Origin of the sequence: Streptomyces chattanoogensis (assembly GCF_001294335.1) — a bacterium.
GTDB classification, from domain to species: domain Bacteria; phylum Actinomycetota; class Actinomycetes; order Streptomycetales; family Streptomycetaceae; genus Streptomyces; species Streptomyces chattanoogensis.
This window is the reverse complement of the sequence record NZ_LGKG01000163.1, coordinates 203073-225181: the sequence shown is the minus strand read 5'-3', so window position 1 is coordinate 225181 and position 22109 is coordinate 203073. Positions and strand designations below refer to the sequence as shown.

General features: G+C 72.0%; 23 protein-coding genes and 1 pseudogene. 20 read left to right on the top strand and 4 right to left on the bottom strand.

The genetic code is table 11. The features are described from left to right. Positions 1-95: pseudogene (locus tag ADL29_RS45610) on the top strand (2-hydroxy-3-oxopropionate reductase); the annotation flags it as partial. Between the two features lie 113 nt (positions 96-208). On the opposite strand, the gene ADL29_RS30750 reads toward ADL29_RS45610, so the two are convergent. Continuing rightward, complete coding sequence (locus tag ADL29_RS30750; protein WP_053926808.1) at positions 209-1426, bottom strand: cytochrome P450 family protein; 1218 nt, start codon at positions 1424-1426, stop codon at positions 209-211. Further along, positions 1423-1863: a MarR family winged helix-turn-helix transcriptional regulator gene (locus tag ADL29_RS30745; RefSeq protein ID WP_053926807.1), complete on the bottom strand. Its 441-nt coding sequence runs from the start codon at positions 1861-1863 to the stop codon at positions 1423-1425. The genes ADL29_RS30750 and ADL29_RS30745 overlap by 4 nt, the downstream gene beginning before the upstream one ends. Positions 1864-1985: 122 nt before the next feature. On the opposite strand from ADL29_RS30745, the gene ADL29_RS30740 reads away from it, so the two are divergent. After that, entirely contained in the window at positions 1986-2213 is a 228-nt protein-coding gene (locus tag ADL29_RS30740) for a hypothetical protein (RefSeq protein ID WP_053926806.1), read from the top strand. A gap of 77 nt (positions 2214-2290) precedes the next feature. Here the strand turns inward: ADL29_RS30740 and ADL29_RS30735 are convergent, their stop codons facing one another. Together ADL29_RS30735 and ADL29_RS30730 are read right to left on the bottom strand one after the other, a co-directional pair. Further along, positions 2291-3055: an SDR family NAD(P)-dependent oxidoreductase gene (locus tag ADL29_RS30735; protein WP_053926805.1), complete on the bottom strand. Its 765-nt coding sequence runs from the start codon at positions 3053-3055 to the stop codon at positions 2291-2293. A 153-nt stretch (positions 3056-3208) separates the two neighbouring features. Next, positions 3209-4180: a ScbA/BarX family gamma-butyrolactone biosynthesis protein gene (locus ADL29_RS30730; protein WP_281181983.1), complete on the bottom strand. Its 972-nt coding sequence runs from the start codon at positions 4178-4180 to the stop codon at positions 3209-3211. Between the two features lie 190 nt (positions 4181-4370). Between ADL29_RS30730 and ADL29_RS30725 the strand changes: the two genes are divergently transcribed. The 18 genes from ADL29_RS30725 (at position 4371) to ADL29_RS30645 (ending at position 22105) form a co-directional block, all read left to right on the top strand. Continuing rightward, positions 4371-5033, top strand: a complete 663-nt coding sequence (locus ADL29_RS30725) for a ScbR family autoregulator-binding transcription factor (protein WP_053926803.1) — start codon at positions 4371-4373, stop codon at positions 5031-5033. A 279-nt stretch (positions 5034-5312) separates the two neighbouring features. Then, positions 5313-5639, top strand: coding sequence for a hypothetical protein (locus tag ADL29_RS30720; RefSeq protein ID WP_053926802.1), 327 nt, complete (start codon positions 5313-5315; stop codon positions 5637-5639). A gap of 276 nt (positions 5640-5915) precedes the next feature. Further along, positions 5916-6635, top strand: coding sequence for a DUF4232 domain-containing protein (locus ADL29_RS30715; protein ID WP_053926801.1), 720 nt, complete (start codon positions 5916-5918; stop codon positions 6633-6635). 476 nt (positions 6636-7111) lie between these two features. Next, positions 7112-8203, top strand: coding sequence for an NADH-quinone oxidoreductase subunit B family protein (locus ADL29_RS30710; protein WP_046924300.1), 1092 nt, complete (start codon positions 7112-7114; stop codon positions 8201-8203). A gap of 167 nt (positions 8204-8370) precedes the next feature. Further along, positions 8371-10155, top strand: a complete 1785-nt coding sequence (locus ADL29_RS30705) for a nickel-dependent hydrogenase large subunit (RefSeq protein ID WP_053926800.1) — start codon at positions 8371-8373, stop codon at positions 10153-10155. Beyond that, positions 10152-10712, top strand: a complete 561-nt coding sequence (locus ADL29_RS30700; RefSeq protein ID WP_053926799.1) for a NifU family protein — start codon at positions 10152-10154, stop codon at positions 10710-10712. The genes ADL29_RS30705 and ADL29_RS30700 overlap by 4 nt, the downstream gene beginning before the upstream one ends. Further along, entirely contained in the window at positions 10709-11371 is a 663-nt protein-coding gene (locus ADL29_RS30695; protein WP_053926798.1) for a DUF5947 family protein, read from the top strand. The genes ADL29_RS30700 and ADL29_RS30695 overlap by 4 nt, the downstream gene beginning before the upstream one ends. Continuing rightward, on the top strand, positions 11368-12063 hold the full coding sequence (locus ADL29_RS30690; RefSeq protein ID WP_053926797.1) for a DUF6084 family protein: 696 nt from the start codon (positions 11368-11370) through the stop codon (positions 12061-12063). Before ADL29_RS30695 ends, ADL29_RS30690 begins: the two co-directional genes overlap by 4 nt. A gap of 23 nt (positions 12064-12086) precedes the next feature. Next, positions 12087-13478 carry a hypothetical protein gene (locus tag ADL29_RS30685; RefSeq protein WP_211274421.1) on the top strand — a complete coding sequence of 464 codons (1392 nt, stop codon included), beginning with the start codon at positions 12087-12089 and terminating at the stop codon, positions 13476-13478. Next, positions 13475-14026 (top strand): hydrogenase maturation protease, encoded by a 552-nt coding sequence (locus ADL29_RS30680; RefSeq protein ID WP_053926795.1) that lies wholly within the window; start codon positions 13475-13477, stop codon positions 14024-14026. Before ADL29_RS30685 ends, ADL29_RS30680 begins: the two co-directional genes overlap by 4 nt. A 16-nt stretch (positions 14027-14042) precedes the next feature. Then, positions 14043-14147, top strand: a complete 105-nt coding sequence (locus tag ADL29_RS46750) for a DUF6893 family small protein (protein WP_425424294.1) — start codon at positions 14043-14045, stop codon at positions 14145-14147. Positions 14148-14316: 169 nt separating this feature from the next. Then, positions 14317-14697, top strand: coding sequence for a hydrogenase maturation nickel metallochaperone HypA (gene hypA, locus ADL29_RS30675; protein WP_046924293.1), 381 nt, complete (start codon positions 14317-14319; stop codon positions 14695-14697). Positions 14698-14701: 4 nt separating this feature from the next. Continuing rightward, on the top strand, positions 14702-15466 hold the full coding sequence (gene hypB, locus ADL29_RS30670) for a hydrogenase nickel incorporation protein HypB (protein WP_053926794.1): 765 nt from the start codon (positions 14702-14704) through the stop codon (positions 15464-15466). Then, a complete protein-coding gene (gene hypF, locus ADL29_RS30665; protein WP_053926793.1) occupies positions 15463-17820 on the top strand; it encodes a carbamoyltransferase HypF in 2358 nt (785 codons plus the stop codon). The genes hypB and hypF overlap by 4 nt, the downstream gene beginning before the upstream one ends. 62 nt (positions 17821-17882) lie before the next feature. After that, positions 17883-18206, top strand: a complete 324-nt coding sequence (locus ADL29_RS30660) for a HypC/HybG/HupF family hydrogenase formation chaperone (protein ID WP_046930396.1) — start codon at positions 17883-17885, stop codon at positions 18204-18206. Continuing rightward, on the top strand, positions 18203-19327 hold the full coding sequence (hypD, locus tag ADL29_RS30655; RefSeq protein WP_053926792.1) for a hydrogenase formation protein HypD: 1125 nt from the start codon (positions 18203-18205) through the stop codon (positions 19325-19327). Before ADL29_RS30660 ends, hypD begins: the two co-directional genes overlap by 4 nt. Continuing rightward, the gene (hypE, locus tag ADL29_RS30650) at positions 19320-20390 is read left to right on the top strand and encodes a hydrogenase expression/formation protein HypE (RefSeq protein WP_053926791.1); all 1071 of its coding nucleotides are present in this window, start codon (positions 19320-19322) and stop codon (positions 20388-20390) included. Before hypD ends, hypE begins: the two co-directional genes overlap by 8 nt. Before the next feature lie 497 nt (positions 20391-20887). Beyond that, positions 20888-22105, top strand: coding sequence for a lipase family protein (locus tag ADL29_RS30645; RefSeq protein WP_053926790.1), 1218 nt, complete (start codon positions 20888-20890; stop codon positions 22103-22105). The last annotated feature ends 4 nt before the right edge of the window (positions 22106-22109 follow it).

Genomic DNA, 22109 nt, shown 5'->3' with positions numbered 1-22109 from the left:
TCGCCTCCCTGCGCGCCCAGGGCGACGGCAGCCTCGACCACTCCGCCCTCCTGCGCGGCGTCGAGCGCCTCTCCGGCCACAGCATCGAAGGCTGAGACGAAGGCCGAGCCCGCCGCAGGGCCCCGAATCGGCCGGCGCCGCGACTGCCGCACTGCAGTCGCGGCGCCGGTTCGCCGTATACGGGGCTTTGGCCTCGGACGGGTACGGGCTATGACCTCGGACGGCGCTCCGAGGTGGTCACCGGCAGTTCCGCCAGGCCGCGCATCAGCCGCGTCCGCCGCCAGCGGAGCGCGCCGGTGCCCGCCGACCCGTCCGTGAGCCGGAGCCCCGGAAGCCGCGTCAGCAGCACCTCGAACGCGATGCGTGCCTCCACCCGTGCCAGGGGCGCACCGAGGCAGTGGTGCGGGCCGTGACCGAACGCGAGATGGCCGGTGGGCCGGTCCAGCCGTACGGCATCGGGCGCGGGGAACTGTGCCGGATCGCGATTGGCGGCGCCGGGGGAGACCAGCACCACGTCGCCCGGCGCGATCCGGGCGCCGCCCAGCTCGATCGGCTCGGTGGCGTAGCGGAAGGTGGCGACGGTGAGCGGCGCGTCGTACCGCAGGAATTCCTCGACCGCGCCCGGCAACAGCCCGGGATCGGCCGTCAGGCGCGCGCGGAGCGGGGCGTCGAGGAGCAGGGCCAGCATGCCGTTGCCGATCAGGTTGGTCGTGGTCTCATGGCCGGCCACCACCAACAGCACGGCCAGGGAGACCAGTTCCGGCTCCGTCAGCCGGTCCTCCTCGTCCCGGGCGGCGATCAGTCCGCTGAGCACATCCTCCCCGGGGGAGTCGCGCCGGGCCGCGATCAGCTCCGTCATGTAGTCGCTCAGCTCGTGCGACGCACGGTCGACGACGTCGTCCGGATCGGCGGCGGCGAACAGGGTGTTGGACCACCGGCGCACGGCCGCCCGGTCCCGCTCCGGCACCCCGAGCAGTTCGCTGATCACGGCGATCGGCAGCGGTACGGCGAAGTCCTCGATGAGGTCGGCGGTCCCGCGCGCGGCAAGGCCGGCGGCCACCGCACCGGCCAGCTCCTCCGCGATCTCCCGGATACGGGGCTCCAGGCGGGCTACGGCCGCCGGGGTGAACGCCTTCATCGCCAGCTTCCGCAGCCGGCCGTGGTCGGGCGGGTCGGTGGCGAGCATGGTGCGGCTGACGGCGGGCGCCAGATTCCGGTGGGCCGGCCGGCCGGCGAAGTACCGGGCGGTGTTCTTCGACAGCCGCCCGTCGGCCAGCGCCGCCCGTGCCTGTGTCCACCCGGTGACGACCCAGGTCGTGCGGCCGTTACCGGTGCGTATCCGCTGGACGGGGCCGCGCTCCCGGAGGGCGGCGAGCAGCGGGTACGGGTCCCGGGAGAACTCCTGTGACTCCAGCGGACCGCTCACGGGCGCTCCGCCTGGGCCAGGGCCCTGCGGAGCAGCTGCAGGGCCGCCGCCTGGTCCTCGGGTCCCAGCGCCGCCAGCGGCGACTGCGCCACCATCGCCTCGATCAGCTCGCCGCGCACCAGCGCCCCCTTGTCCGTCAGCTCGACCGTTTTGGAGCGCCGGTCGGCCGGATCGGGCACCCGCTCCGTGAGCCCCTGCAGTTCCAGGCGGGTGACCAGAAATGTGGCGCTGGAGGGATCGCAGTGCAGCTGGCCCGCCAGCGTCTTCATCGACGGCGCGGGCTGCGCGGGATCGAGCACCCACAGCGCATCCGCGAGCGGGACCGTCAGCCCCAGCCGGTCGAGGGTCTCCCTGAGCTGGGTCTGGGACGCGCCGATGACCGCGCGGAAGGCGATGAGCAGCTCTCGCGTCAGTTCGTCCGGTGTCGGTGTCACCACAAGACCAGCCTACGGGGGACTGCTTGGAGGCTCAAAGCTCGGGGGTCGCGGCCCCCGGTGTGGGGGCCGCCGTCGCGGCTGTTCGACGTGCGCGGGCACGGAGCCCGGCGCACGCTGGACTCATGACCGAGCACCCGCCTGTCATCGTGCATCCGCCGACACCGTCCGGTGGCCGGCGCGTGACCGTACGGGGGCAGATCGTCGGCCTGGCCCACGGCCGGGGCGATGTCGCCGAATTCCTCCGCCGCGCGGGCATCGCCGGACCGGCCGGGGATGTCCAGCTCGATGACCCGCGGCTGGTCGAATGGCGCGGCGGCAACCTGGACGAATGGCCGATACCGCCGGCCTGAGCCGCGGAGCGCGGCGCGGCCGTCCGGGACGGTGGACCGCGGCGCGCGCCGGCCTCGTATCCCGTGCGCGGGCCGCGTCAGAGCATGGAGCCGCCGGTGACGTCGATGCACTGGCCGGTGATCCAGCGGGAGTCGTCGGAGGCGAGGAAGGCCGCGACGTCTGCGATGTCGGCGGGGCTGCCGAGGCGGTTGAACACCGAATAGGCCGCCAGCGCGGCCCGCCCCTCGGGCGTCGCCGTCCGCGCCTCGGTCACATGGGTCTCCACGTAGCCGGGGGCGATGGCGTTCACCGTGATCCCACGCTCGCCGAGGTCCTTGGCGAGCGTGCGGGTGAGAGTTTCCAGCCCGCCCTTGGAGACGCTGTAGGCGATCTGCGGCGGGTGCGCGATTCTCGTCACTGCCGACGAGACATTGATGATGCGTCCGCCGTCCCGCATCCGGCGCAGACCGTGCTGGATGAGAAAGAACGGCGCTTTGACGTTCACCGCGATGGTGCGGTCGAAGTCCTCTTCCGTGGCCTCGTCGATGCGCGCACGGAACCTGGTGCCCGCGTTGTTGACGAGAACGTCGAGGCCGGGTTCGCCGCCGTACGCGGCGAGTTCGGTGTCGAAGGCGGCGAACAGGTCCGCGGCGTCACCGGGTACCCCGAGTTCCGCGCGTAGGGCGAATGCCTGTCCGCCGGCGGCTCTGATGCTCTCGAGTGTTTCCTTGGCCGCGGTGTCGTCGCTGTTGTAGTGAACGGCGACCAGGGCACCGTCCCGGGCGAGGCGCTGGGCGATGGCGCGGCCGATGCCTCTGCTGGATCCGGTGACCAGCGCGGTCTTTCCGTTGAGATCACCCATGGTGGGATGGGGCGCCTTCCTGTCTGCCGTGGTGGTGCGCGAAGAGCTGCTCGTTCGCGCCACTGTCTCGTACGGATGCGTGCCGTGGCCGGTTTTCGACGCCTCGTGGTACCTCGTGACCTGCGGGAGGGTGCTTCTGGGGACGTGCGCGGTTCAGCGGTGCCGCTCCGGCGCGGTGAGGAGGGAGGTGAACACCGGCTCTCCCTGCTGATGGCCGGTCACCTCGACCGTGGTGGTCCCGGGGACGGCGGACGGCAGCCGCCGCGCTGCGATCTCGCAGGGTGCGCTGTGTTCGGCGTAGCGGTGGAACTCCGTGCTGAAGGCGTACGGGACGAAGGGCCCCGGCGCGGTCAGGGCGCGGGTGGCCTGCTGGGCGGCGTCGAGCAGCACCATCCCCGGCACATGGTCGTTCGCCGGGTTCACCAGCGCGGCATGGCCGGGTGCGATGCGCAGCAGCCAGCGGTCGCTTTGGCCGTCGGGGGCGAGCAGGACCTCGCTGTCCGTGCGGCTGCCGGTCAGCCAGTGCGGTACCGGCGCGGGGAGCGGGCTGTCGGCCCGGCGCGCCGAAAGGCGTTCGCCGCGGATCCGGCGGTAGACGGCGGGGGTGGTGACGCTGAACCGGGTGTGGCCCGTGGCGACGGTGCGGCCCGCCGCCCGGAAGGTCATGTCGATGCGGCAGCTGACCAGCGTGCCGACCCGCATGCGGGTGTGGGTCAGGGCGGCCTCGATCGTCAGCTGCCGGGGCCGGCCGTCGACGGCGAGATGTTCGGGGCGTGTGGTGTAGACCAGGTCGGTGAGGACGAAGTGGTGGCCGACGGGCACGCCGAGCTCCGTGTGCGAGAGCAAAAGTGCGGCCTGCCGGATCGTCTCGCCGACGAGCACGATGTTGTGGTGGCCGTGGTGCGGAGTGAAGTACCGGTGGTCGTGGGGCCACCGGGCGGTCAGTGAGAAACGGCTGTCGTCCAGCCGGTTCCACGCGGTGATCAGAATGTCCTCGGTGGCGGGGCGGTGCACGAATTCCCCGGGGACGCCGACGTCACGGCGAGGGCGCGGTACGGCTCGTGGGTCCGGAGCCGGTCGGACCGAGTGCAGGGCTCTTGGCCGAACCGTGCCATCGACGTACATCGTGTCGCTCATGGCTGCCCCCAGGCATCTGACGGATGGTGTCGAACGCGAACGCTGTTAAGATACGTACCATCCGGTTTTCTTTTCAATGCTGGGCGCCGAAAAATGGTAAATACCTGATCTGAAGACGACGGGAGCAGTGACCAGGCATTGCCCCCTTGGCACACTTCGACAGACAGGAGGCGTCCCGATGGTGCAACAGGATCGCGCGATCCGGACCCGGCGATTGATCTTGGAGGCGGCGGCCTCGGTTTTCGACGACCGTGGGTACGACCGGGCCACCATTGCCGAAGTTCTTGAACGCGCCGGCGTGACCAAGGGCGCCCTGTATTTCCACTTCGCCTCCAAGGAAGCGCTTGCGCTCGCCGTGCTGGACGAGCATGTGCTGGACATTGCCGTGGAGCCGCAGCCGATCAAATTGCAGGAATTCGTCGATGTGACACAGGTGCTGTCGCACCGGTTGTGCAGCGACCCGATCCAGCGCGGGGCGGCCCGGCTGGCCGTCGAACAGGGCTCCAACCACCTTGACCGCAAGCGGTCCATGATCTCCTGGACGCAGTTCGTCGAAGGGGTGCTGGGGGAGGCGAGGGATCGTGGCGAAGTCCTGAAAAGCGTGGTTATTCGTGAGACGGCCGAGTTGTATGTCGGTGCCTTTGCGGGGATCCAGTTGATGTCCCAAACCCTGGCGAACAGAACCGATCTCAATCGCCGGGTCACCGTTTTGCATCAGCACACACTGCCCTGCATTGCGGTGCCGGCGATTCTCGCGAAGCTGGATCTCGACCCGGAACGGGGCGAGGCACTCGATGCCGCTATCAAGGCCGGGGCGCTGGTGGATGCGACGGCGCCTTGAGGTTTTTGGTGTGATAACTGCGATTGCGTTGACTTAGGGAGATCAGTCCGTTTTCGGACGCCAAAAAATACCGTCCATATGGTTTTTACTGGCTCGGGTTTCAGGGGTGCCGCAGGAAATTCGGCGCTCCTGTCCGACTTCCGGAGGGGTGCGGCCCCGCGGCGGAGGCCCGACGGTGCTCGTCGGGCCGGGTCCGGCAGGGCCGGTGACGAGGATCATGTTCCGCGGTGCGCGGTATCGTCCGGCATGGGGACAGCGTCCGCGACAGAAACATTCGGTATGCACATACCGGGCCGCGAGGCCCGGCACCCGATGCCGCCGGGACGGAGCGCCGGGACGTCCGGCCGGGACTACCGCCCCGGCAACTCCCGCAAGGTGGCCTCGAGTTCGGTCTCCAGGGAGCGCCCGGGCCGCTTCCCCGTCGCCGCGGACCACCGCCTCCACCAGCTCCGCGTGCCGGGCGTCACCGTGCGGCGGGTCCGTATCGCGGAGATCCAGCAGCTCGACGAGTGCGGTCAGGCCCTTGCGCAGGACGCGGGGTTGTGCGCGGCGTTCCGGTCGTCCACGGGGCCGGGTGTCCCGCGCCCGCTGGTGCCTTGCCGGTGACCTCCGGCTCCGCGCCGGCTCCCGTGCTCTCGGCTTTCCGCCCCGTTTCCGCCCGGTTCCCGTCAATGTCACCCGTAGCGGACCGGAGCGGCGGGGCGCCGGGGGGAATTTCTGCGAGCCTGAGCGGCGCCAGGCCGGGCGCTCCGGCTCGTTAGCGGTGCGTTAGCGCCTCGTTAGCGGACCGGCAGCCCTCGGGGTCACGCTGGAAGCAGAACGGTCCGACCGTGCGCACCCCACCCCGCGAGGGTACGCAATCACCAGACGAGGGGGAGACTGATGTCGCTCACCACCACAACCCTCGGCCGCGGCCGCCGGGTCGCCGCCGGCTCACTGATCGCCGTCGCCGCACTCGCGCTCACCGCCTGCCAGAACGGGACGGATTCCGCGTCCCGCTCCTCGTCGGTCTCCGCGCCCGCAGCGGCCACCAGCCAGGACCCCGGTCACGGCGCGCAGCCGTCGGGCAACACCCCGCCGTCGGGCAACAACCCGCGCCCGTCCGGCAGTCAGGGCCGCTCCGCCGAGGCCTCGGGTCCCTCGTCCCACGCCCCCGGCCCGTCGCAGTCGCGCCCCTCGGCGATGACCGCCCCGGACCGCTGCACCGCGGACAACATGTCGTTGCGCCTGGGCCGCACGGACATCGGTGCGGGCAACATCCACATCCCCCTGGTGTTCACCAACAAGGGCAAGACGGCCTGTTCGCTGCGCGGCTTCCCCGGGGTCTCGCTGATCCTGCGCGACGGCTCGACCGTCGGCAAGCCCGCCACCCGCTCGGGCTCCGCGGGCGGTGCCGTCCGTCTGCAGCCCGGACAGAGCGCGCACGCCGTACTGCACACGGTCAACGACGGTGTCTCCGACACGCCGTGCTGGAAGAAGTCCCAGCTGGTCTTCGTCTACCCGCCCGGCTCCAAGGAGCCGATGACCACCGGCAGCGGCGGGCTGCGGGTGTGCGGCGGAGCGTTCGACGTGTCGACGGTGGAGGCCGGGTCGCTGGGCTGACGTTCGCCACGGCCGGGTAGCGGAAGACACTCCTGGTGGCCGTGGCCGTGGCCGTGGCCGTGGCCGTGGCCGCGCGCTCGGCTGCGCAAGGAGAGGCTTCGTACGCGGGCGTCGCACCATGGGTCCGGGCCGGACCCGGTGCGGCGCCCGCATCCGCCGTTGCGGGGAGTGCCGGGTCGCCGGGGCGCCGGCGGGCAGGGAGCGCATCCATGGGGAAGCGGGTCCGGGCGGCGGTGGGCCCAATCAGGTGATACGGGTGACGCGGACCGTCCGCGGCGCGGGGAGACCGCCCGGCGGCGCCTGCCGAGGGGGCCCGCGGCCCGCGCCACGCCCCCGTCACTGGAACGGACCGTGTGTGCGCTCCGGACGCGGTGATCGGTGTTACGAAGGGGATCGAAAGCCGTCGATCGGGCTTTTGACGCGTACCCCTGCACCCGTACACCCCCTGCACCGCGCCCCTGCGAGGAGGCATCCCCATGGATGCAGCACCGCCGACCGCCGCCGACCGTGCGCACGCGAACGGGAGCCCGCCCGGTGAGGACGAGCCCCCGATTCATGTGCTCTGGATCAATGCGGGCCTCAGCTGCGACGGCGACTCCGTGTCGCTGACCGCGGCGACCCAGCCCAGCATCGAGGAGATTGCGCTCAGCGCGCTGCCGGGCCTGCCCAAGATCCAGGTCCACTGGCCACTGATCGACTTCGAGTGCGGTCCGGTGCAGGGCGCGGACACGTTCATCGAGTGGTTCTTCAAGGGAGAGCGCGGCGAGATCGACCCGTTCGTGCTGGTCGTCGAGGGGTCCATCCCCAATGAGTCGATCAAGCCGGAAGGGTACTGGTGCGGTTTCGGCGACAACCCCGAGACCGGTCAGCCGATCACCACCAGTGAGTGGATCGACCGGCTGGCCCCCAAGGCACTGGCCGTCGTCGCGATCGGCACCTGCGCCACCTACGGCGGCATCCACGCGATGGCCGGCAACCCGACCGGCGCGATGGGCGTGCCCGACTACCTGGGCTGGGACTGGAAGTCCAAGGCCGGGATCCCGATCGTGTGTGTGCCCGGCTGCCCGATCAAGCCGGACAACTTCTCCGAGACGCTCACCTATCTGCTGTACCAGGCGGCGGGCTCGGCGCCGATGATCCCGCTGGACGACCAGCTGCGGCCGACCTGGCTCTTCGGGAACACCGTGCACGAGGGCTGTGACCGGGCCGGGTACTACGAACAAGGGCAGTTCGCGACCAGCTATGACTCGCCCAAGTGCTCGGTGAAGCTCGGATGCTGGGGCCCCGTGGTGAAGTGCAACGTGCCCAAGCGGGGCTGGATGGACGGCATCGGCGGCTGCCCGAACGTCGGCGGCATCTGCATCGCCTGCACCATGCCCGGCTTCCCCGACATGTTCATGCCGTTCATGGACGAGCCGCCGGGCGCGACGGTGTCCGTCACCGCCAGCTCCACCTACGGCAAGGTCATCCGCCGTCTGCGTGACATCACCGCCAGAACCGTGGACCACGAGCCCAAGTGGCGCCACCGCGGTGACAAGCTGACCACCGGCTACCGGTCCCCTTGGTAACCCGGCGGTAGCCCGCGCCCGGAGCCGTCCGGACCGGACCGCACCCCGGCGCTCCGGCACCCCGTCGGATCCGTTGCCCCGCACGCAGCGGACCCCCCACGCGTCAGGCCCCCTCGCCTCAGACCCACCCTCCCTCCCGCGCGTTAAAGAAGGGCACGGCACACACGATGGCACCGAAGACAAAGGCGGCCGGTGACGGCAGCGGTCTGACGGAGATGTCCTGGGATCCGATCACCCGGATCGTGGGCAGCCTCGGCATCCACACCAAGATCGACTTCAAGCAGAAGCAGGTGGCGGAGTGCTACAGCACCTCGTCGGTCTTCCGCGGCTACAGCGTCTTCATGCGCGGTAAGGACCCCCGCGACGCGCACTTCATCACCAGCCGGATCTGCGGCATCTGCGGCGACAACCACGCCACCTGCTCGGTGTACACGCAGAACATGGCCTACGGGGTGAAGCCGCCGCACCTGGGGGAATGGATCATCAACCTCGGCGAGTCCGCGGAGTACATGTTCGACCACAACATCTTCCAGGAGAACCTGGTCGGGGTCGACTACTGCGAGAAGATGGTCCGGGAGACCAATCCGGGGGTGTGGGAGCTCGCCCAGCGGACGGAGGCCCCGCACGCCGGCGACCACGGCTACCGCACCATCGCCGACATCATGACCGCCCTCAACCCCATCGAGGGGGAGTTCTACCGCGAGGCGCTCCAGGTCAGCCGCTACACCCGCGAGATGTTCTGCCTCATGGAGGGCCGCCATGTGCATCCCTCCACGCTCTACCCGGGCGGCGTCGGCACGGTCGCCAGCGTCCAGCTGTTCACCGACTACCTCACCCGCCTGATGCGCTACGTGGAATTCATGAAGCGCGTCGTGCCGCTCCACGACGACCTCTTCGACTTCTTCTACGAGGCGCTGCCCGGCTACGAACAGGTCGGACAGCGGCGGATCCTGCTGGGCTGCTGGGGCGCGCTCAACGACCCCGAACACTGCGACTTCACCTACCGCAACATGACGGACTGGGGCCGCAAGATGTTCGTCACCCCGGGCATCATCGTCGACGGCAAACTGGTCACCAACGACCTCACCCAGATCAACCTCGGCATCCGGATCCTGCTCGGCAGCTCCTACTACCAGGACTGGGAGGGCCAGGAGCAGTTCGTCACCCACGACCCGCTCGGCAACCCCGTCGACCCGCGCCACCCCTGGAACCAGCACACCATCCCCGCCCCGCAGAAGCGGGACTTCAACGACAAGTACAGCTGGGTGATGTCGCCGCGGTGGTTCGACGGCAAGGAGCACCTGGCACTGGACACCGGCGGCGGCCCGATCGCCCGGCTGTGGTCCACCGCGCTGAACGGACTCGTCGACACCCCCTACGTCAAGGCCACCGGCCAGAGCGTCGTCATCGACCTGCCGCGCAGCATGACCAAGCCCGAGGCCCGCTTCGAATGGAAGATCCCGAAGTGGAGCAACGCCCTGGAGCGCAACCGCGCCCGGACCTACTTCCAGGCGTACGCGGCCGCCATGGCGCTGCACTTCGCGGAGCAGGGCCTGGACGAGGTACGCGCCGGACGCACCCAGACATGGGAGAAGTTCGAGGTGCCGGACGAGTCGATCGGCTGCGGATTCACGGAGGCGGTGCGCGGCGTGCTGTCGCACCACATGGTCATCCGCGACGGCAAGATCGCCAACTACCACCCCTATCCGCCGACCCCCTGGAACGCCAGCACCCGCGACTCCTACGGCACCCCGGGCCCGTACGAGGACGCCGTCCAGAACACCCCGATCTTCGAGGAGAACACCCCGGACAACTTCAAGGGCATCGACATCATGCGCACGGTGCGCAGCTTCGACCCGTGTCTTCCCTGCGGTGTGCATATGTACGTCGGCGACGGCAAGTCCGTACAGAAGATGCATGTGCCCACCGGACTGAGCGGACTGGCCGGATGAGCGCCCCCGCCTCCGCCCCGGCCGCCGCGCCGGACGCCGGGACGACCGGCCGCCGCGTCGAGGAGATCCTGGACCGGCTTGCGGGCAGCGGCGACGAGGAGGCCACCGCAGCGGCTGCGGCCGCCGAGGAGCTCGTCCGCGCCCTGATGGACTTCTACGGCGCCGGCCTCGCCCGGGTGATGCGGCTCATCGGCGACGGCCAGCAACTCGCCCTGCTGGGCGATGAGTTGGTGGCCTCCATGCTGGTGCTGCACGATCTGCACCCCGAGAACGTCACGACCCGGATCGGCCGCGCCCTGGACACCGTCCGGGCCCGGCATCCCGTCGAGACGGAGGGCTTCGACCCGGACACCGGTGTGCTGCGGCTGCGGTCCACGTCCCCGGGCGGCTGCGGCTGCCCGAGCACGGCGCAGACGGCCCAGCAGGCCATCGAGAACGCCCTGTCCTGTTTCGCGCCCGAGGTGACCTCGGTGCGGCTGGACACGGCCACGGCGGCGCCGGAGCCGCCGCTGCTGCAGATCTCCCGCCGCCCGCCGACCGCCGCCACGGCCTCGTGAGCGCCCGGCCCACCGCGCCCGCGCACCCCGGAGCACCCCCCGCCCCCCGGGGCCTGCGCAGATTCCGCGCACCGCGACCACCCGCCCCCGAACGCTGCGAACTGTGCGGCGCACTGCTCGCCGACCCCTCCCACCGCCACCTCGTCGACACCGAACGCCGCGCGCTCGCATGTGCCTGCACCCCCTGTGCGCTGCTCTTCGAACGGCCCGGCGCCGGACGCTTCCGTACCGTCCCGGACCGCTATCTCGCCGACCCGGGCCACACCCTCGACGACACCACCTGGAACCTCCTCCAGATCCCCGTCGGTGTCGCCTTCTTCCTCAAGAACACCGACCTCGACCGGCTGGTTGCGTTCTATCCCAGCCCGGCCGGCGCCACCGAGAGCGAACTCGACCCCGGCACCTGGCAGACCGTCCTCGGCGCCACCACCCTCGCCGGCCTCCTCGCACCCGACGTGGAAGCACTGCTGGTGCGCCGCTTCGAGGGCTCGGTCGACTGCTACCTGGTGCCCGTGGACGTCTGCTACGAACTGGTGGGCCGGATGCGGCTGCTGTGGCAGGGCTTCGACGGCGGCGCCGAGGCACGCGCCGCCCTCGCCGACTTCTTCGGCCGGATCGCGCGCCGCGCCCGCGCGCCGAGGGAGGACGACCGTCCGTGACCGACCTCTCCTTCGACTGCACCGGCGTCCGCGCCGATCCCTACGCCGCCGGGCCCACCCTCGTCTTCCGGCTGCGCATCACGGCCGCCGACCCCGCCCGGGTGCACGCCCTCGCGCTGCGCTGCCAGATCCGCATCGAACCAGCCCGCCGCGGCTATGCCTCCGACGAAGCCGAGGGCCTGACCGACCTGTTCGGCGAGCGCTCGCGCTGGGGGAGCAGCCTCAACCCCCTCCAGTTCGCCCAGGTCTCCCTTGTCGTCCCCGGTTTCACCGGCATGACCGAGGTGGACCTCCCCGTCCCCTGCACCTACGACATGGACGTGGCCGCCGCCCGCTACTTCCACGCGCTGCGCGACGGCGAGGTCCCGCTGCGCCTGCTGTTCTCCGGCACGGCGTTCGCGGGACCCGGCGGCTTCAGCGTCTCACCGGTGCCCTGGGACAAAGAGGCCCTGCTGCGGATGCCGGTGTCCGTGTGGCAGGAGATGACCGAGCAGCACTTCCCCGGCTGCGGCTGGCTGCGGCTCTCCCGCGCGACCCTCGACGCGCTGCTCGCCTTCCGGTCGCGGCATGCGCTGCCCTCCTGGGACGCGACCGCCGAGGCGCTGCTCACCACGGCCCGCGCCGCCGACCCGGCCCCGCCGCCCCGCCCCTTCGCCGCCGCCCGCCCCGTCACCGAGAGGACCGCGCCGTGACCACCAGCGTCCTGCCCGACACGATGGCGGCCTCCTTCGCCGCGGCCCGCCAGGTGGCCGACGCGGTGCTGTTCGAGGGCTATGTGCTTTACCCGTACCGCGCTTCCGCCGCCAAGAACCGGCTGCGCTGGCAGTTCGGCGTCCTCGTCCCGCCGGGCTGGGGCGCCGACGGCGGGGAACCCTCCGCCCAGCGCACCGAATGCCTGCTGGAGCCGCGCTCCGGCGCCCGCCTCTCCGCCGAGCTGCGGTTCCTGCAGGCACAGCGGCGTACGGTCCAACGCCTGCTCCCCGACGGCACATACGAGACCGTCGAGGAACTCGAACTGCCGGATCGGGTGCTGGTCCCCTGGGACGAGGGCGTCGAGGAACGGGTCACCTGCACCGTCGACGTCACCGAACTCCTCGGCACCGGCCACACCCTCCCGTTCTCCCTGCCCGCCCAGGAGCACACCGAGCCGGTCCACGACGCGGACGGGCGGCTCGTCGGGCGGCTGGTGCGCCGCCGCCAGGAGACCGAAGGCCGGCTGACGGTCACGGCCCGCGAACTCGACGGCCCCTACGCGGCGTTGCGGCTGACCGCCACCGTCGAGAACACCAGCACCTGGACCCCCGAAGGCCCCGCCGACCGGGACGCCGCACTGCCCCGCGCGCTGGTCGCGGCCCACCTCCTGCTCGGCATCGACACCGGATCGTTCCTGTCCATGACCGATCCGCCGGAGTGGGCCAGGGCCGCCGTCGCCGCCTGCCGCAACGAGCACACTTGGCCCGTACTGGCCGGCGGGCCCGGCCGCACCGATGTGCTCCTGTCCTCCCCGATCATCCTGGAGGACCACCCCGCCATCGCCCCCGAGAGCCCCGGCGCGCTCTACGACGCCCTGGAGATCGACGAGATCCTCACCCTGCGCACCGCCGCCCTCACCGACCAGGAGAAACGCGAGGCGCGCGGTACCGACCCACGGGCCGCCGAGGTCATCGACCTCGCCGACTCGATGCCGCCGGAGGTCCTGGAACGGCTGCACGGCGCCGTACGCGCACTGCGCGAGGTCACCGGGGAGGCACCGGCCACGCCCGAGGACCCGGCCCCCGCCGTGCCCGGTGCGCAGCCCCAGACCCCCTGGTGGGACCCGGCGAGCGACCGCAGCGTCGATCCGGCACGCGACCGCGTCACGGTCGACGGGCGGCCGGTCGGCGCCGGCAGCCGGGTGCTGCTGCGCCCCGGGAAGCGCCGTACCGACGCCCAGGACCTCTTTCTGCACGGCCGCACCGCGCACGTCGAAGCCGTACTGCACGACGTCGACGGCGGGGTGCATCTCGCGGTGACCGTGGACGGCGACCCGGGGGCCGACATCCGGCGCGAGCAGGGCCGGTTCCTGTACTTCCAGCCCGATGAGGTCGCTCCCCTGGAGGACGTGTGAACGACGGCACCCCTCCCGCCCCGACACGGACGCTGATCGCCGGTGTCGGCAACATCTTCCTCGGCGACGACGGCTTCGGCGTCGAGGCCGTCCGCCGGCTCGGTGAGCATCCGCTGCCCGGCCATGTCGAGGTCGTCGACGCCGGTGTCCGCGGTGTGCACCTCGCCTACCAGATGCTGGACGGCTACCACACGGTGCTCCTCGTGGACGCCTCCGCGCGCGGCGGCGCCCCCGGCACCGTCTACCTCCTCGACGCCACCGACCCGGACCCCGCCGCCCCGCGGCCACCTGCGATCGACGGCCACCACATGACCCCGGACAGCGTGCTCGCGCTGCTCGACACGCTCAGCGCGGGCACCGGCGACAGCCGCCCGCAACGCGTCCTGGTCGTCGGCTGCGAACCCGCCGATCTCGACGAAGGCATCGGGCTGAGCGAGCCGGTGGCCGCCGCCGTCGACGAGGCCGTACGGCTGATCCTGCGGCTGGTCGGCGGGGCGGAGCCGGCCGCCGACGACACCCGGCCGCCCACCGGCGCCACCCACCACTGAAAGGAAACCCGACATCATGCTGAAGCTCATCCTCGGCGGAGCAGCCGCCGTCGCCCTCGCCGCCGCCGCCAAGGTCGTCTTCCCCGATCTCAAGCGGTACCTCCGCATCCGGTCCATGTGACGCATCCGGTCATGTGACACATCCGGGCCCGGTGACGGGACGTCGCTGCACCGAACGGCGGACGCCACCGGGCCGCCCCGGCGAGGCACCCCTGCCGCCCGGTGGCCGCGCCGTCTAATGGGCCGGGCGCGGTCGTTGCCGTACCCGTTCCCGTACCGGAGAGACACCGATGCACGAGATGTCCATCGCGCTGGCGATCGTGGACCAGGTCGAGATCACGGCCCGGCCCGCCGGGGCCAGGGCGGTCAGCAGCGTCCGGGTCCAGGTCGGCGAACTGGCCGGAGTGGTCCCCGACGCCCTGGCGTTCTCCTTCGAACTCGCCTGTACGGAAACGGTGCTGGAGGGCGCGGAACTCGTCATGGAGCCGGTGACGGCCCGCGCCCGCTGCGGCCCCTGCGCACACACCTGGGCGGCGGGCATGCCGCCGCAGCTGAGCTGCCCGGTGTGCGGCGGGACGCGCACCGAGCTGCTGTCCGGCCGCGAACTACAGATCGTCAGCGTGAGCTGGCACGACGCCCCGTCGGCCGTACCGACCCACCAGGAGCGCTGAAACCATGTGCCGTGTCGTCGACCTGCAGCAGGCCGTCCTCGCCAAGAACGACGCCTGCGCCCGCGCACTGCGCGAGGACCTGGCCGCCCGGGGCACCGCGGTCGTCAACCTGCTCTCCAGCCCCGGCAGCGGCAAGACCGCCCTGCTGGAGCGCGAACTGACCCTCGCCCGGCACCGCGGCGTCCCGGTGGCGGCCCTCACCGCCGACCTGGCCACCGAGAACGACGCACGGCGGCTGGCCCGGTCCGGTGTGCCGGTCAAACAGGTGCTCACCGACGGCCTGTGCCACCTGGAGGCCGGCATGCTGGGCGGCCATCTGGACGGCTGGCTCCCGCCGGACACCCGGCTGCTGTTCATCGAGAACGTCGGGAACCTGGTCTGCCCGGCCTCCTACGACCTGGGGGAGACCCTCCGGGTCGCCCTGGCGTCGGTGACCGAGGGCGAGGACAAACCGCTCAAGTACCCGACCGCCTTCGGGCTCGCCCATCTGGTCGTGGTGACCAAGTCCGATATCGCCGAGGCCGTCGGCTTCGACGAGGCGGCGTTCCGCGCCAATGTCGAGCGGATCAACCCCGGCGTGGAGATCGTGTGCACCTCGGCCCGGCGCGGCGAGGGCGACGGCGCCCTGCTCGACCGGGCGCTGGCGGCGCGCGACGGCGCACCGGTGCACACCCCGGTGATGGCCCGGCAGCACCACCCTCACCACGAGCCCGCCTCCGTGGTGGACCCCGCCTCCGTCACCGACTCCCTGGCCAAGAGCGGCTCATGACGGTACGGCAGGCCGAATCCGCCGCCCCCGCGACGGCCGCCGTACGCCGCCGGATCACCGTGCACGGAGTCGTCCAGGGCGTGGGCTTCCGGCCGTTCGTCCACACCCTCGCCACCGAGCTGGGCCTGACCGGGCAGGTGACCAACACCGCCGACGGCGTCGTCGCCGAGGTCGAGGGCCCGCCGGCCGCGGTCGCGCGCTTCGGGGTGCGGATCGGCGGTGACGCACCGCCGCTGGCCGTCGTGGAGGCCGTCCACGGCGAGGACATCGCCGCCACCGGGGGCACCGGGTTCGCCATCCTCCCCTCCCGCGCCGACGGCCCCTCCCGCACCCTGGTCTCCCCGGACACCGCCACCTGTGCGGCCTGCCTCGCCGAACTGCGGGACCCGGCCGACCGCCGCTACCGCCACCCCTTCCTCACCTGCACGCACTGCGGCCCCCGCTTCACCATCGTCACCGCACTGCCCTACGACCGTGCGAAGACGACCATGGCCCGCTTCCCCATGTGCCCCCGCTGCGCACGGGAATACGCCGATCCGACCGACCGCCGGTTCCACGCCCAGCCCCTCGCCTGCCACGACTGCGGCCCCCGGCTGCGCCTGACCGGCGCGCAGCCCGGAAGCCCCGGCGGCGACCCCCTGGCCGGCGCCCGCCGGCTCCTCACCGACGGCGCGATCGTGGCCGTCAAGGGACTCGGCGGCTACCACCTCGTCTGCGACGCGGCCAACGACGACGCCGTCACCCTTCTCCGCCGCCGCAAGAACCGCGGCGACAAACCCTTCGCCCTGATGGCCCGTCAACTGACGGACCTCGACACCCTGGTACACATCTCCGCCGAGGAACGCGCCCTGCTCACCGGCCCCGTACGGCCCATCGTCCTGCTGCGCCGCCGCACCCCCGACCCGGTGCCGGGGCTGTCCCCCGCCGTCGCCCCGGGCAGCCCCGACCTCGGCGTGATGCTCCCGTACACCCCCCTCCACCACCTGCTCCTCGGCCTCCCCGGCGATCCTCCCGGGCCCCGGCTGCTGGTGATGACCAGCGGCAATGTCGCGGGCGAGCCGATCGTCACCGATGACGACGAGGCCCTGCGGCGCCTGGCGCACCTTGCCGACGCCTGGCTCGCCCACGACCGCCCCATCCAGGTCCCGTGCGACGACTCGGTGGTCCGCATCTGCGACGGGCAGCCCCTGTTCGTACGGCGCTCCCGCGGCTACGCGCCGCTGCCGGTCACGCTCCCGGTGCCCGTACGGCCCGCCCTCGCGGCCGGCGGCGACCTCAAGAACGTGCTGTGCCTGGGGGAGGGGCGGCGGGCCTGGCTGTCCGCGCACATCGGCGACATGGACGACCTGGCGACGCAGCAGGCCTTCCACCGGGCCGCCGACCACCTCGGGACGGTCACCGGAGTACGGCCCCGCCTCCTCGCCGCCGACCGGCACCCCGGCTACCGCTCCACCCAGTGGGCCCAACGCCACGCAGGTGCACGGGAGGTGGTGCACGTCCAGCATCACCACGCCCATATCGCGTCCGCCATGGCCGAACACGGCCTCGACGGCCGCCGGCCGGTCATCGGCGTCGCCTTCGACGGCACCGGGTACGGCGACGACGGGGCGGTCTGGGGCGGCGAGATCCTGCTCGCCGACTACGCCGGGTACCGGCGCTTCGCACGGCTGAGCTACGTCCCCCTGCCCGGCGGCGACGCCACCGTCCGGCGCCCGTACCGGATGGCGCTCGCCCACCTGCGCGCCGCCGGCATCGACCCGTCCCCGGACCTGCCCCCGGTGGCGGCCTGCCCGCCGGACGAACGACGGCTGCTGGAGCGGCAGCTCCAGCGCGGCCTCCACTGCGTCCCCACCTCCAGCATGGGCCGGCTCTTCGACGCGGTCTCCTCGCTGGCGGGCGTGTGCCACCACGCCGGATACGAGGCCCAGGCCGCCGTCGAGCTCGAGGCGGCGGCGCTGACCGCCGGGGACGACCACGGCCCCGGCTACGCCTTCGCCCTCGACGCCGCCGACCCCGCGGCACCCGCCACCGCCGACCCCGCCCCCGTACTCGCCGCCATCGTCGACGACCTCCGCGCGGACACCGCACCCGCGCTGATCGCGGCCCGCTTCCACACCGCCGTCGCCGCGCTCGTCCGCCGCTGCTGCGCCCTGGCCCGTGCGCGTACGGGCCTGGAGACCGTCGCCCTGACCGGCGGCGTCTTCGCCAACACCCTGCTGGCCGGCACCACCGCCCGGCTGCTGCGCCAGGACGGCCTCACCGTCCTGCGCCACCGCCGCGTCCCGCCCAACGACGGGGGACTGGCCCTCGGCCAGCTCGTCGTGGCGGCGCGCGTGGCGGACGGACCCCGATGAGGCGGGCTGTACCCGGCACCGCACCCACGAACGAGAACGACAAGCACGACGAGGAGAGACCCATGTGCCTGGCGGTACCCGGCAAGGTGGTGGACATCGAGGAACGGGACGGCACCCGGATGGCCACCGTCGACTTCGGCGGCGTGGTCAAGGAGGTGTGCCTGGAATACGTACCGGACCTCGCGGTCGGCGAGTACGCCATCGTCCATGTGGGATTCGCGCTCCAGCGCCTGGACGAGGAATCGGCCCGGCAGACGCTCGCCCTCTTCGAGGAACTCGGGCTGCTGCAGGAGGAGTTCGGCGATCCCTGGGAGGCCGCCGCCACCGAGGCGGGCGTCCTGCCGGGGCCCGCCCTGAGTGACCGAGCGCGGGAGGCGCAGCAGTGAAGTACCTCGACGAGTTCCAGGACCCCGCACTGGCCCGGCGGCTGCTCGACGACATCCGCGCCACGGTGACCCGCCCCTGGGCCCTGATGGAGGTCTGCGGCGGCCAGACCCACACCATCATCCGGCACGGCATCGACCAACTCCTCCCGGACGACGTCGAGTTGATCCACGGCCCCGGCTGCCCGGTCTGTGTGACCCCGCTCGAAGTCATCGACAAGGCCCTGGACATCGCCGCCCGCCCCGAGGTCATCTTCTGCTCCTTCGGGGACATGCTGCGGGTCCCCGGAACCGACCGCGACCTGTTCCGGGTGCGCAGCGAGGGCGGCGACGTACGGGTCGTCTACTCCCCGCTCGACGCGCTCAAGCTCGCCCGCCAGAACCCGGACCGCGAGGTGGTGTTCTTCGGCATCGGCTTCGAAACCACTGCCCCGCCCAACGCCATGACCGTCTACCAGGCCCGCAAGCACCGGATCCCCAACTTCAGCCTGCTGGTCTCGCACGTCCGCGTCCCGCCCGCGATCGAGGCGATCATGACCTCGCCGAGCTGCCGGGTACAGGCCTTCCTGGCCGCCGGGCACGTGTGCAGCGTGATGGGCATGGGCGAATACCCGGACCTGGCCGAACGCTTCCGGGTGCCCATCGTCGTCACCGGCTTCGAACCGCTGGACATCCTCGAGGGCATCCGCCGCACCGTCCGCCAGCTGGAGCGCGGCGAACACACCGTCGAGAACGCCTACCCGCGCGCCGTGCGCACCGAGGGCAACCCGGCCGCCCAGGCCATGCTCGACGACGTCTTCGAGGTCACCGACCGCGCCTGGCGCGGCATCGGCACCATCCCCGCCAGCGGCTGGCGGCTGTCCCCCCGCTACCGCGACTACGACGCCGAACACCGCTTCGCGGTCGGCGACATCGCCACCCGCGAACCCGCCGCCTGCCGCAGCGGCGAAGTCCTCCAGGGCCTGATCAAACCCCATGAATGCGAGGCGTTCGGCACCACCTGCACCCCGCGCACCCCGCTCGGCGCCACCATGGTCTCCAGCGAAGGAGCCTGCGCCGCCTACTACCTCTACCGCCGACTCGGCGCCACACCCACGAAGCTGGAGACGAGCCCCGTTGCCTGACACCTCCCCGCCCGCCCTGGACCTCTCCGGCTGGACCTGCCCGGCCCCGCTGCGCGACCAGCCCCGCATCGTCATGGGACACGGCGGAGGCGGCGCCCTCTCCGCCGAACTCGTCCAGCAGATCTTCGCCCCCGCCTTCGGCGGCGACCACCTCGCCCAGCTCGGCGACTCCGCCGCCGTCACCCTCGGCGGCGTACGCCTCGCCTTCTCCACCGACTCCTACGTCGTCCGCCCGCTCTTCTTCCCCGGCGGCAGCATCGGCGACCTCGCCGTCAACGGCACCGTCAACGACCTCGCCATGAGCGGCGCACGGGCCGCCTATCTCTCCTGCGGGTTCATCCTGGAGGAGGGCATCGACATGCCGGTGGTCGCCCGCGTCGCCGAGGCCATGGGCGCGGCGGCGCGCACCGCCCGCGTCGAGATCGCCACCGGCGACACCAAGGTCGTCGAAACGGGCCACGGCGACGGCATCTACCTCAACACCGCAGGCATCGGCCTGATCCCGGCCGGTGTCGACCTGCGCCCCCAGCGCGTCGTACCGGGCGACGTGGTCATCGTCAGCGGCGACATCGGCGTCCACGGCGTGGCCATCATGAGCGTCCGCGAAGGCCTGGAATTCGGCGTCGAGATCGAGAGCGACAGCGCGGCCCTCGGCGGCCTGGTCGAGACGATGCTCGCCGTCACCCCGGACCTGCACGCCCTGCGCGACCCCACCCGGGGCGGCCTCGCCGCCGCCCTCAACGAGATCGCCACCGCCTCCGGCACCGGCATCGCCCTCCAGGAACGCGCCGTCCCCGTCCCGCCCACCGTCGCCAACGCCTGCGCCGTCCTCGGCCTCGACCCGATGTACGTCGCCAACGAGGGCAAGCTGGTGGCGTTCGTCCCGCGGCAACACGCCGACGCCGTACTGGACGCGATGCGCACCCACCCCCTGGGCGCCGGCGCCGCGGTCATCGGCGAGGCCGTCGAGGCACACCCCGGAATGGTGGTCGCCCACACCTCGCTCGGCGGTACGCGCGTGGTGGATCTGCCGGTCGGCGAACAACTGCCGCGGATCTGCTGAGGCCACACCAGGAGGCCGGGGTGCCGACTCCGCCGCGTACGGCGCCCCGGCCTCCTTCCCACGGCGCGCCGCCACCGCCGCCCTCGGAGCACCGTCGCGACCGCTGACCTCGTCGCTCACGGCTACCGTGCGGGCCATGAGTGTGAGCCGCGCGACGATCCGATGCACCATGTACGGGCCGCGCTGAGCGGCGACGAACGGCACGGCATCGACGCCGTGCCGCTGCCCCAGCCGTCCGGATCCCGCCGCTACTGGCCGCTGCCCGTGCACTTCGGCGCCCAGCACACCGCGGCCGGCTGGGACGCGCACTGGGTCACTGAACCCCTCGTGAGGGAACAGGATCCGCCATGCGGCACCCCCTCCGCCACATGGAGCAACCCTTTTGCCATGGGACAACGGGTCAACAAAGCTGAGCGTCGCGGTCAGCGCCTTCCTTACCGGCGAGTCACTACGGTCGCCCCAACCATCCTGGCACCCGAGTCAGTTGGGAGAGCCGCATGCACCTACGCGCCACAGCACTCACCGCCGTCGCTGCCCTGTCCCTGACGCCAGGCCTCACCGGCGGCCAGGAAACCGGCAGCCGATCGGCAGTCGGCAGTCAGTCGGCAGTCGGCAGCACGTCGGCAGCTGGCAGTCGGTCGGCCGGCAGACCCGGCGACATCGTCTCGTCGTCCCCCAGCTCCTTCCACCCGACGCCGGGTCAGCCCACCAACACCCAGGCCTGGCACATCACCTACCGCTCCACCACCGCCAAGGGCGCCCCCAACACCGTCTCCGGGACGGTCATCGTCCCCAAGGACGGAAAGGAGGGCCCCCGCCCGCTCATCAGCTACGCCCTCGGCACCGTCGGGCTCGCCGACTCCTGCGCCCCCTCGGCCGGCTTCCCCAAGGGCACCACCGTGGAGGCCGCCCTCATCCAGCGGCTCATCAACCGCGGCTGGGCGGTCGCCGTCACCGACTACGAGGGCCTCGGCACCCCGGGCGACCACACCTACACCGTGGGACGCGCCGAGGGCCAGGCCGTCCTCGACGCCGCCCGCGCCGCCCTGCGGCTGCCCGAAGCGGCCGCGGCCGGCGTCACCCGGAAGTCACCCATCGGCATCATGGGCTACTCGCAGGGCGGCCAGGCCGGCGGCTGGGCCGCCGAACTGCACCGGTCCTACGCTCCCGAACTTCGGGTCAAGGGCACCGCAGCCGGCGGCGTACCGTCCGATCTGCTCAGGCTCGCCGAGCACCACGACGGCAACGTCGGCGCCGGGCTGATCCTGATGGCCGCCACCGGCCAGAACGCCGCCTTCCCCGAGCTGCACCTGGAGAACTACCTCAACGACAGGGGCCGGCGCTACGTCGACTACATGAAGAACAACTGCGCGGGCGTCGATGTGGTCGCCGGGCTCTTCAAGAGACTCTCCGAGGTCACCGTCAAGAACCCCCTGGCCCAGCCGGACTGGCAGCGCCAGCTGCACGCCTCCGACGTCGGCACCCGCACGCCGGACGCGCCCGTGTACCTCTACCACGGCACGGTCGACCTGCTGATCCCGTACGCCTTCGGAAAGCAGCTGCGGGCCGACTGGTGCGGCAGGGGCGCCACGGTCCAGTGGAACCCCGTCCTGCTCGGCGAGCATGCCGAGGCCGCGATCCAGGGGGCGGCCCCGGCCGCCGACTGGCTGGCCGACCGCTTCGAGGACAAGCCGACGAGCGGCAACTGCGGCTGACCCG

What these genes read in the sequence shown, in the direction of transcription:
- ADL29_RS30740 (WP_053926806.1), top strand. Translation starts at nt 1,986, where the DNA reads ATGACCGAGCACCCGCCTGTCATCGTGCATCCGCCGACACCGTCCGGT.
- ADL29_RS30735 (WP_053926805.1), bottom strand. Translation starts at nt 3,055, where the DNA reads ATGGGTGATCTCAACGGAAAGACCGCGCTGGTCACCGGATCCAGCAGA.
- ADL29_RS30730 (WP_281181983.1), bottom strand. Translation starts at nt 4,180, where the DNA reads ATGTACGTCGATGGCACGGTTCGGCCAAGAGCCCTGCACTCGGTCCGA.
- ADL29_RS30725 (WP_053926803.1), top strand. Translation starts at nt 4,371, where the DNA reads ATGGTGCAACAGGATCGCGCGATCCGGACCCGGCGATTGATCTTGGAG.
- ADL29_RS30720 (WP_053926802.1), top strand. Translation starts at nt 5,313, where the DNA reads ATGCACATACCGGGCCGCGAGGCCCGGCACCCGATGCCGCCGGGACGG.
- ADL29_RS30715 (WP_053926801.1), top strand. Translation starts at nt 5,916, where the DNA reads ATGTCGCTCACCACCACAACCCTCGGCCGCGGCCGCCGGGTCGCCGCC.
- ADL29_RS30710 (WP_046924300.1), top strand. Translation starts at nt 7,112, where the DNA reads ATGGATGCAGCACCGCCGACCGCCGCCGACCGTGCGCACGCGAACGGG.
- ADL29_RS30705 (WP_053926800.1), top strand. Translation starts at nt 8,371, where the DNA reads ATGGCACCGAAGACAAAGGCGGCCGGTGACGGCAGCGGTCTGACGGAG.
- ADL29_RS30700 (WP_053926799.1), top strand. Translation starts at nt 10,152, where the DNA reads ATGAGCGCCCCCGCCTCCGCCCCGGCCGCCGCGCCGGACGCCGGGACG.
- ADL29_RS30685 (WP_211274421.1), top strand. Translation starts at nt 12,087, where the DNA reads ATGGCGGCCTCCTTCGCCGCGGCCCGCCAGGTGGCCGACGCGGTGCTG.
- ADL29_RS46750 (WP_425424294.1), top strand. Translation starts at nt 14,043, where the DNA reads ATGCTGAAGCTCATCCTCGGCGGAGCAGCCGCCGTCGCCCTCGCCGCC.
- hypA (WP_046924293.1), top strand. Translation starts at nt 14,317, where the DNA reads ATGCACGAGATGTCCATCGCGCTGGCGATCGTGGACCAGGTCGAGATC.
- hypB (WP_053926794.1), top strand. Translation starts at nt 14,702, where the DNA reads ATGTGCCGTGTCGTCGACCTGCAGCAGGCCGTCCTCGCCAAGAACGAC.
- hypF (WP_053926793.1), top strand. Translation starts at nt 15,463, where the DNA reads ATGACGGTACGGCAGGCCGAATCCGCCGCCCCCGCGACGGCCGCCGTA.
- ADL29_RS30660 (WP_046930396.1), top strand. Translation starts at nt 17,883, where the DNA reads ATGTGCCTGGCGGTACCCGGCAAGGTGGTGGACATCGAGGAACGGGAC.
- ADL29_RS30645 (WP_053926790.1), top strand. Translation starts at nt 20,888, where the DNA reads ATGCACCTACGCGCCACAGCACTCACCGCCGTCGCTGCCCTGTCCCTG.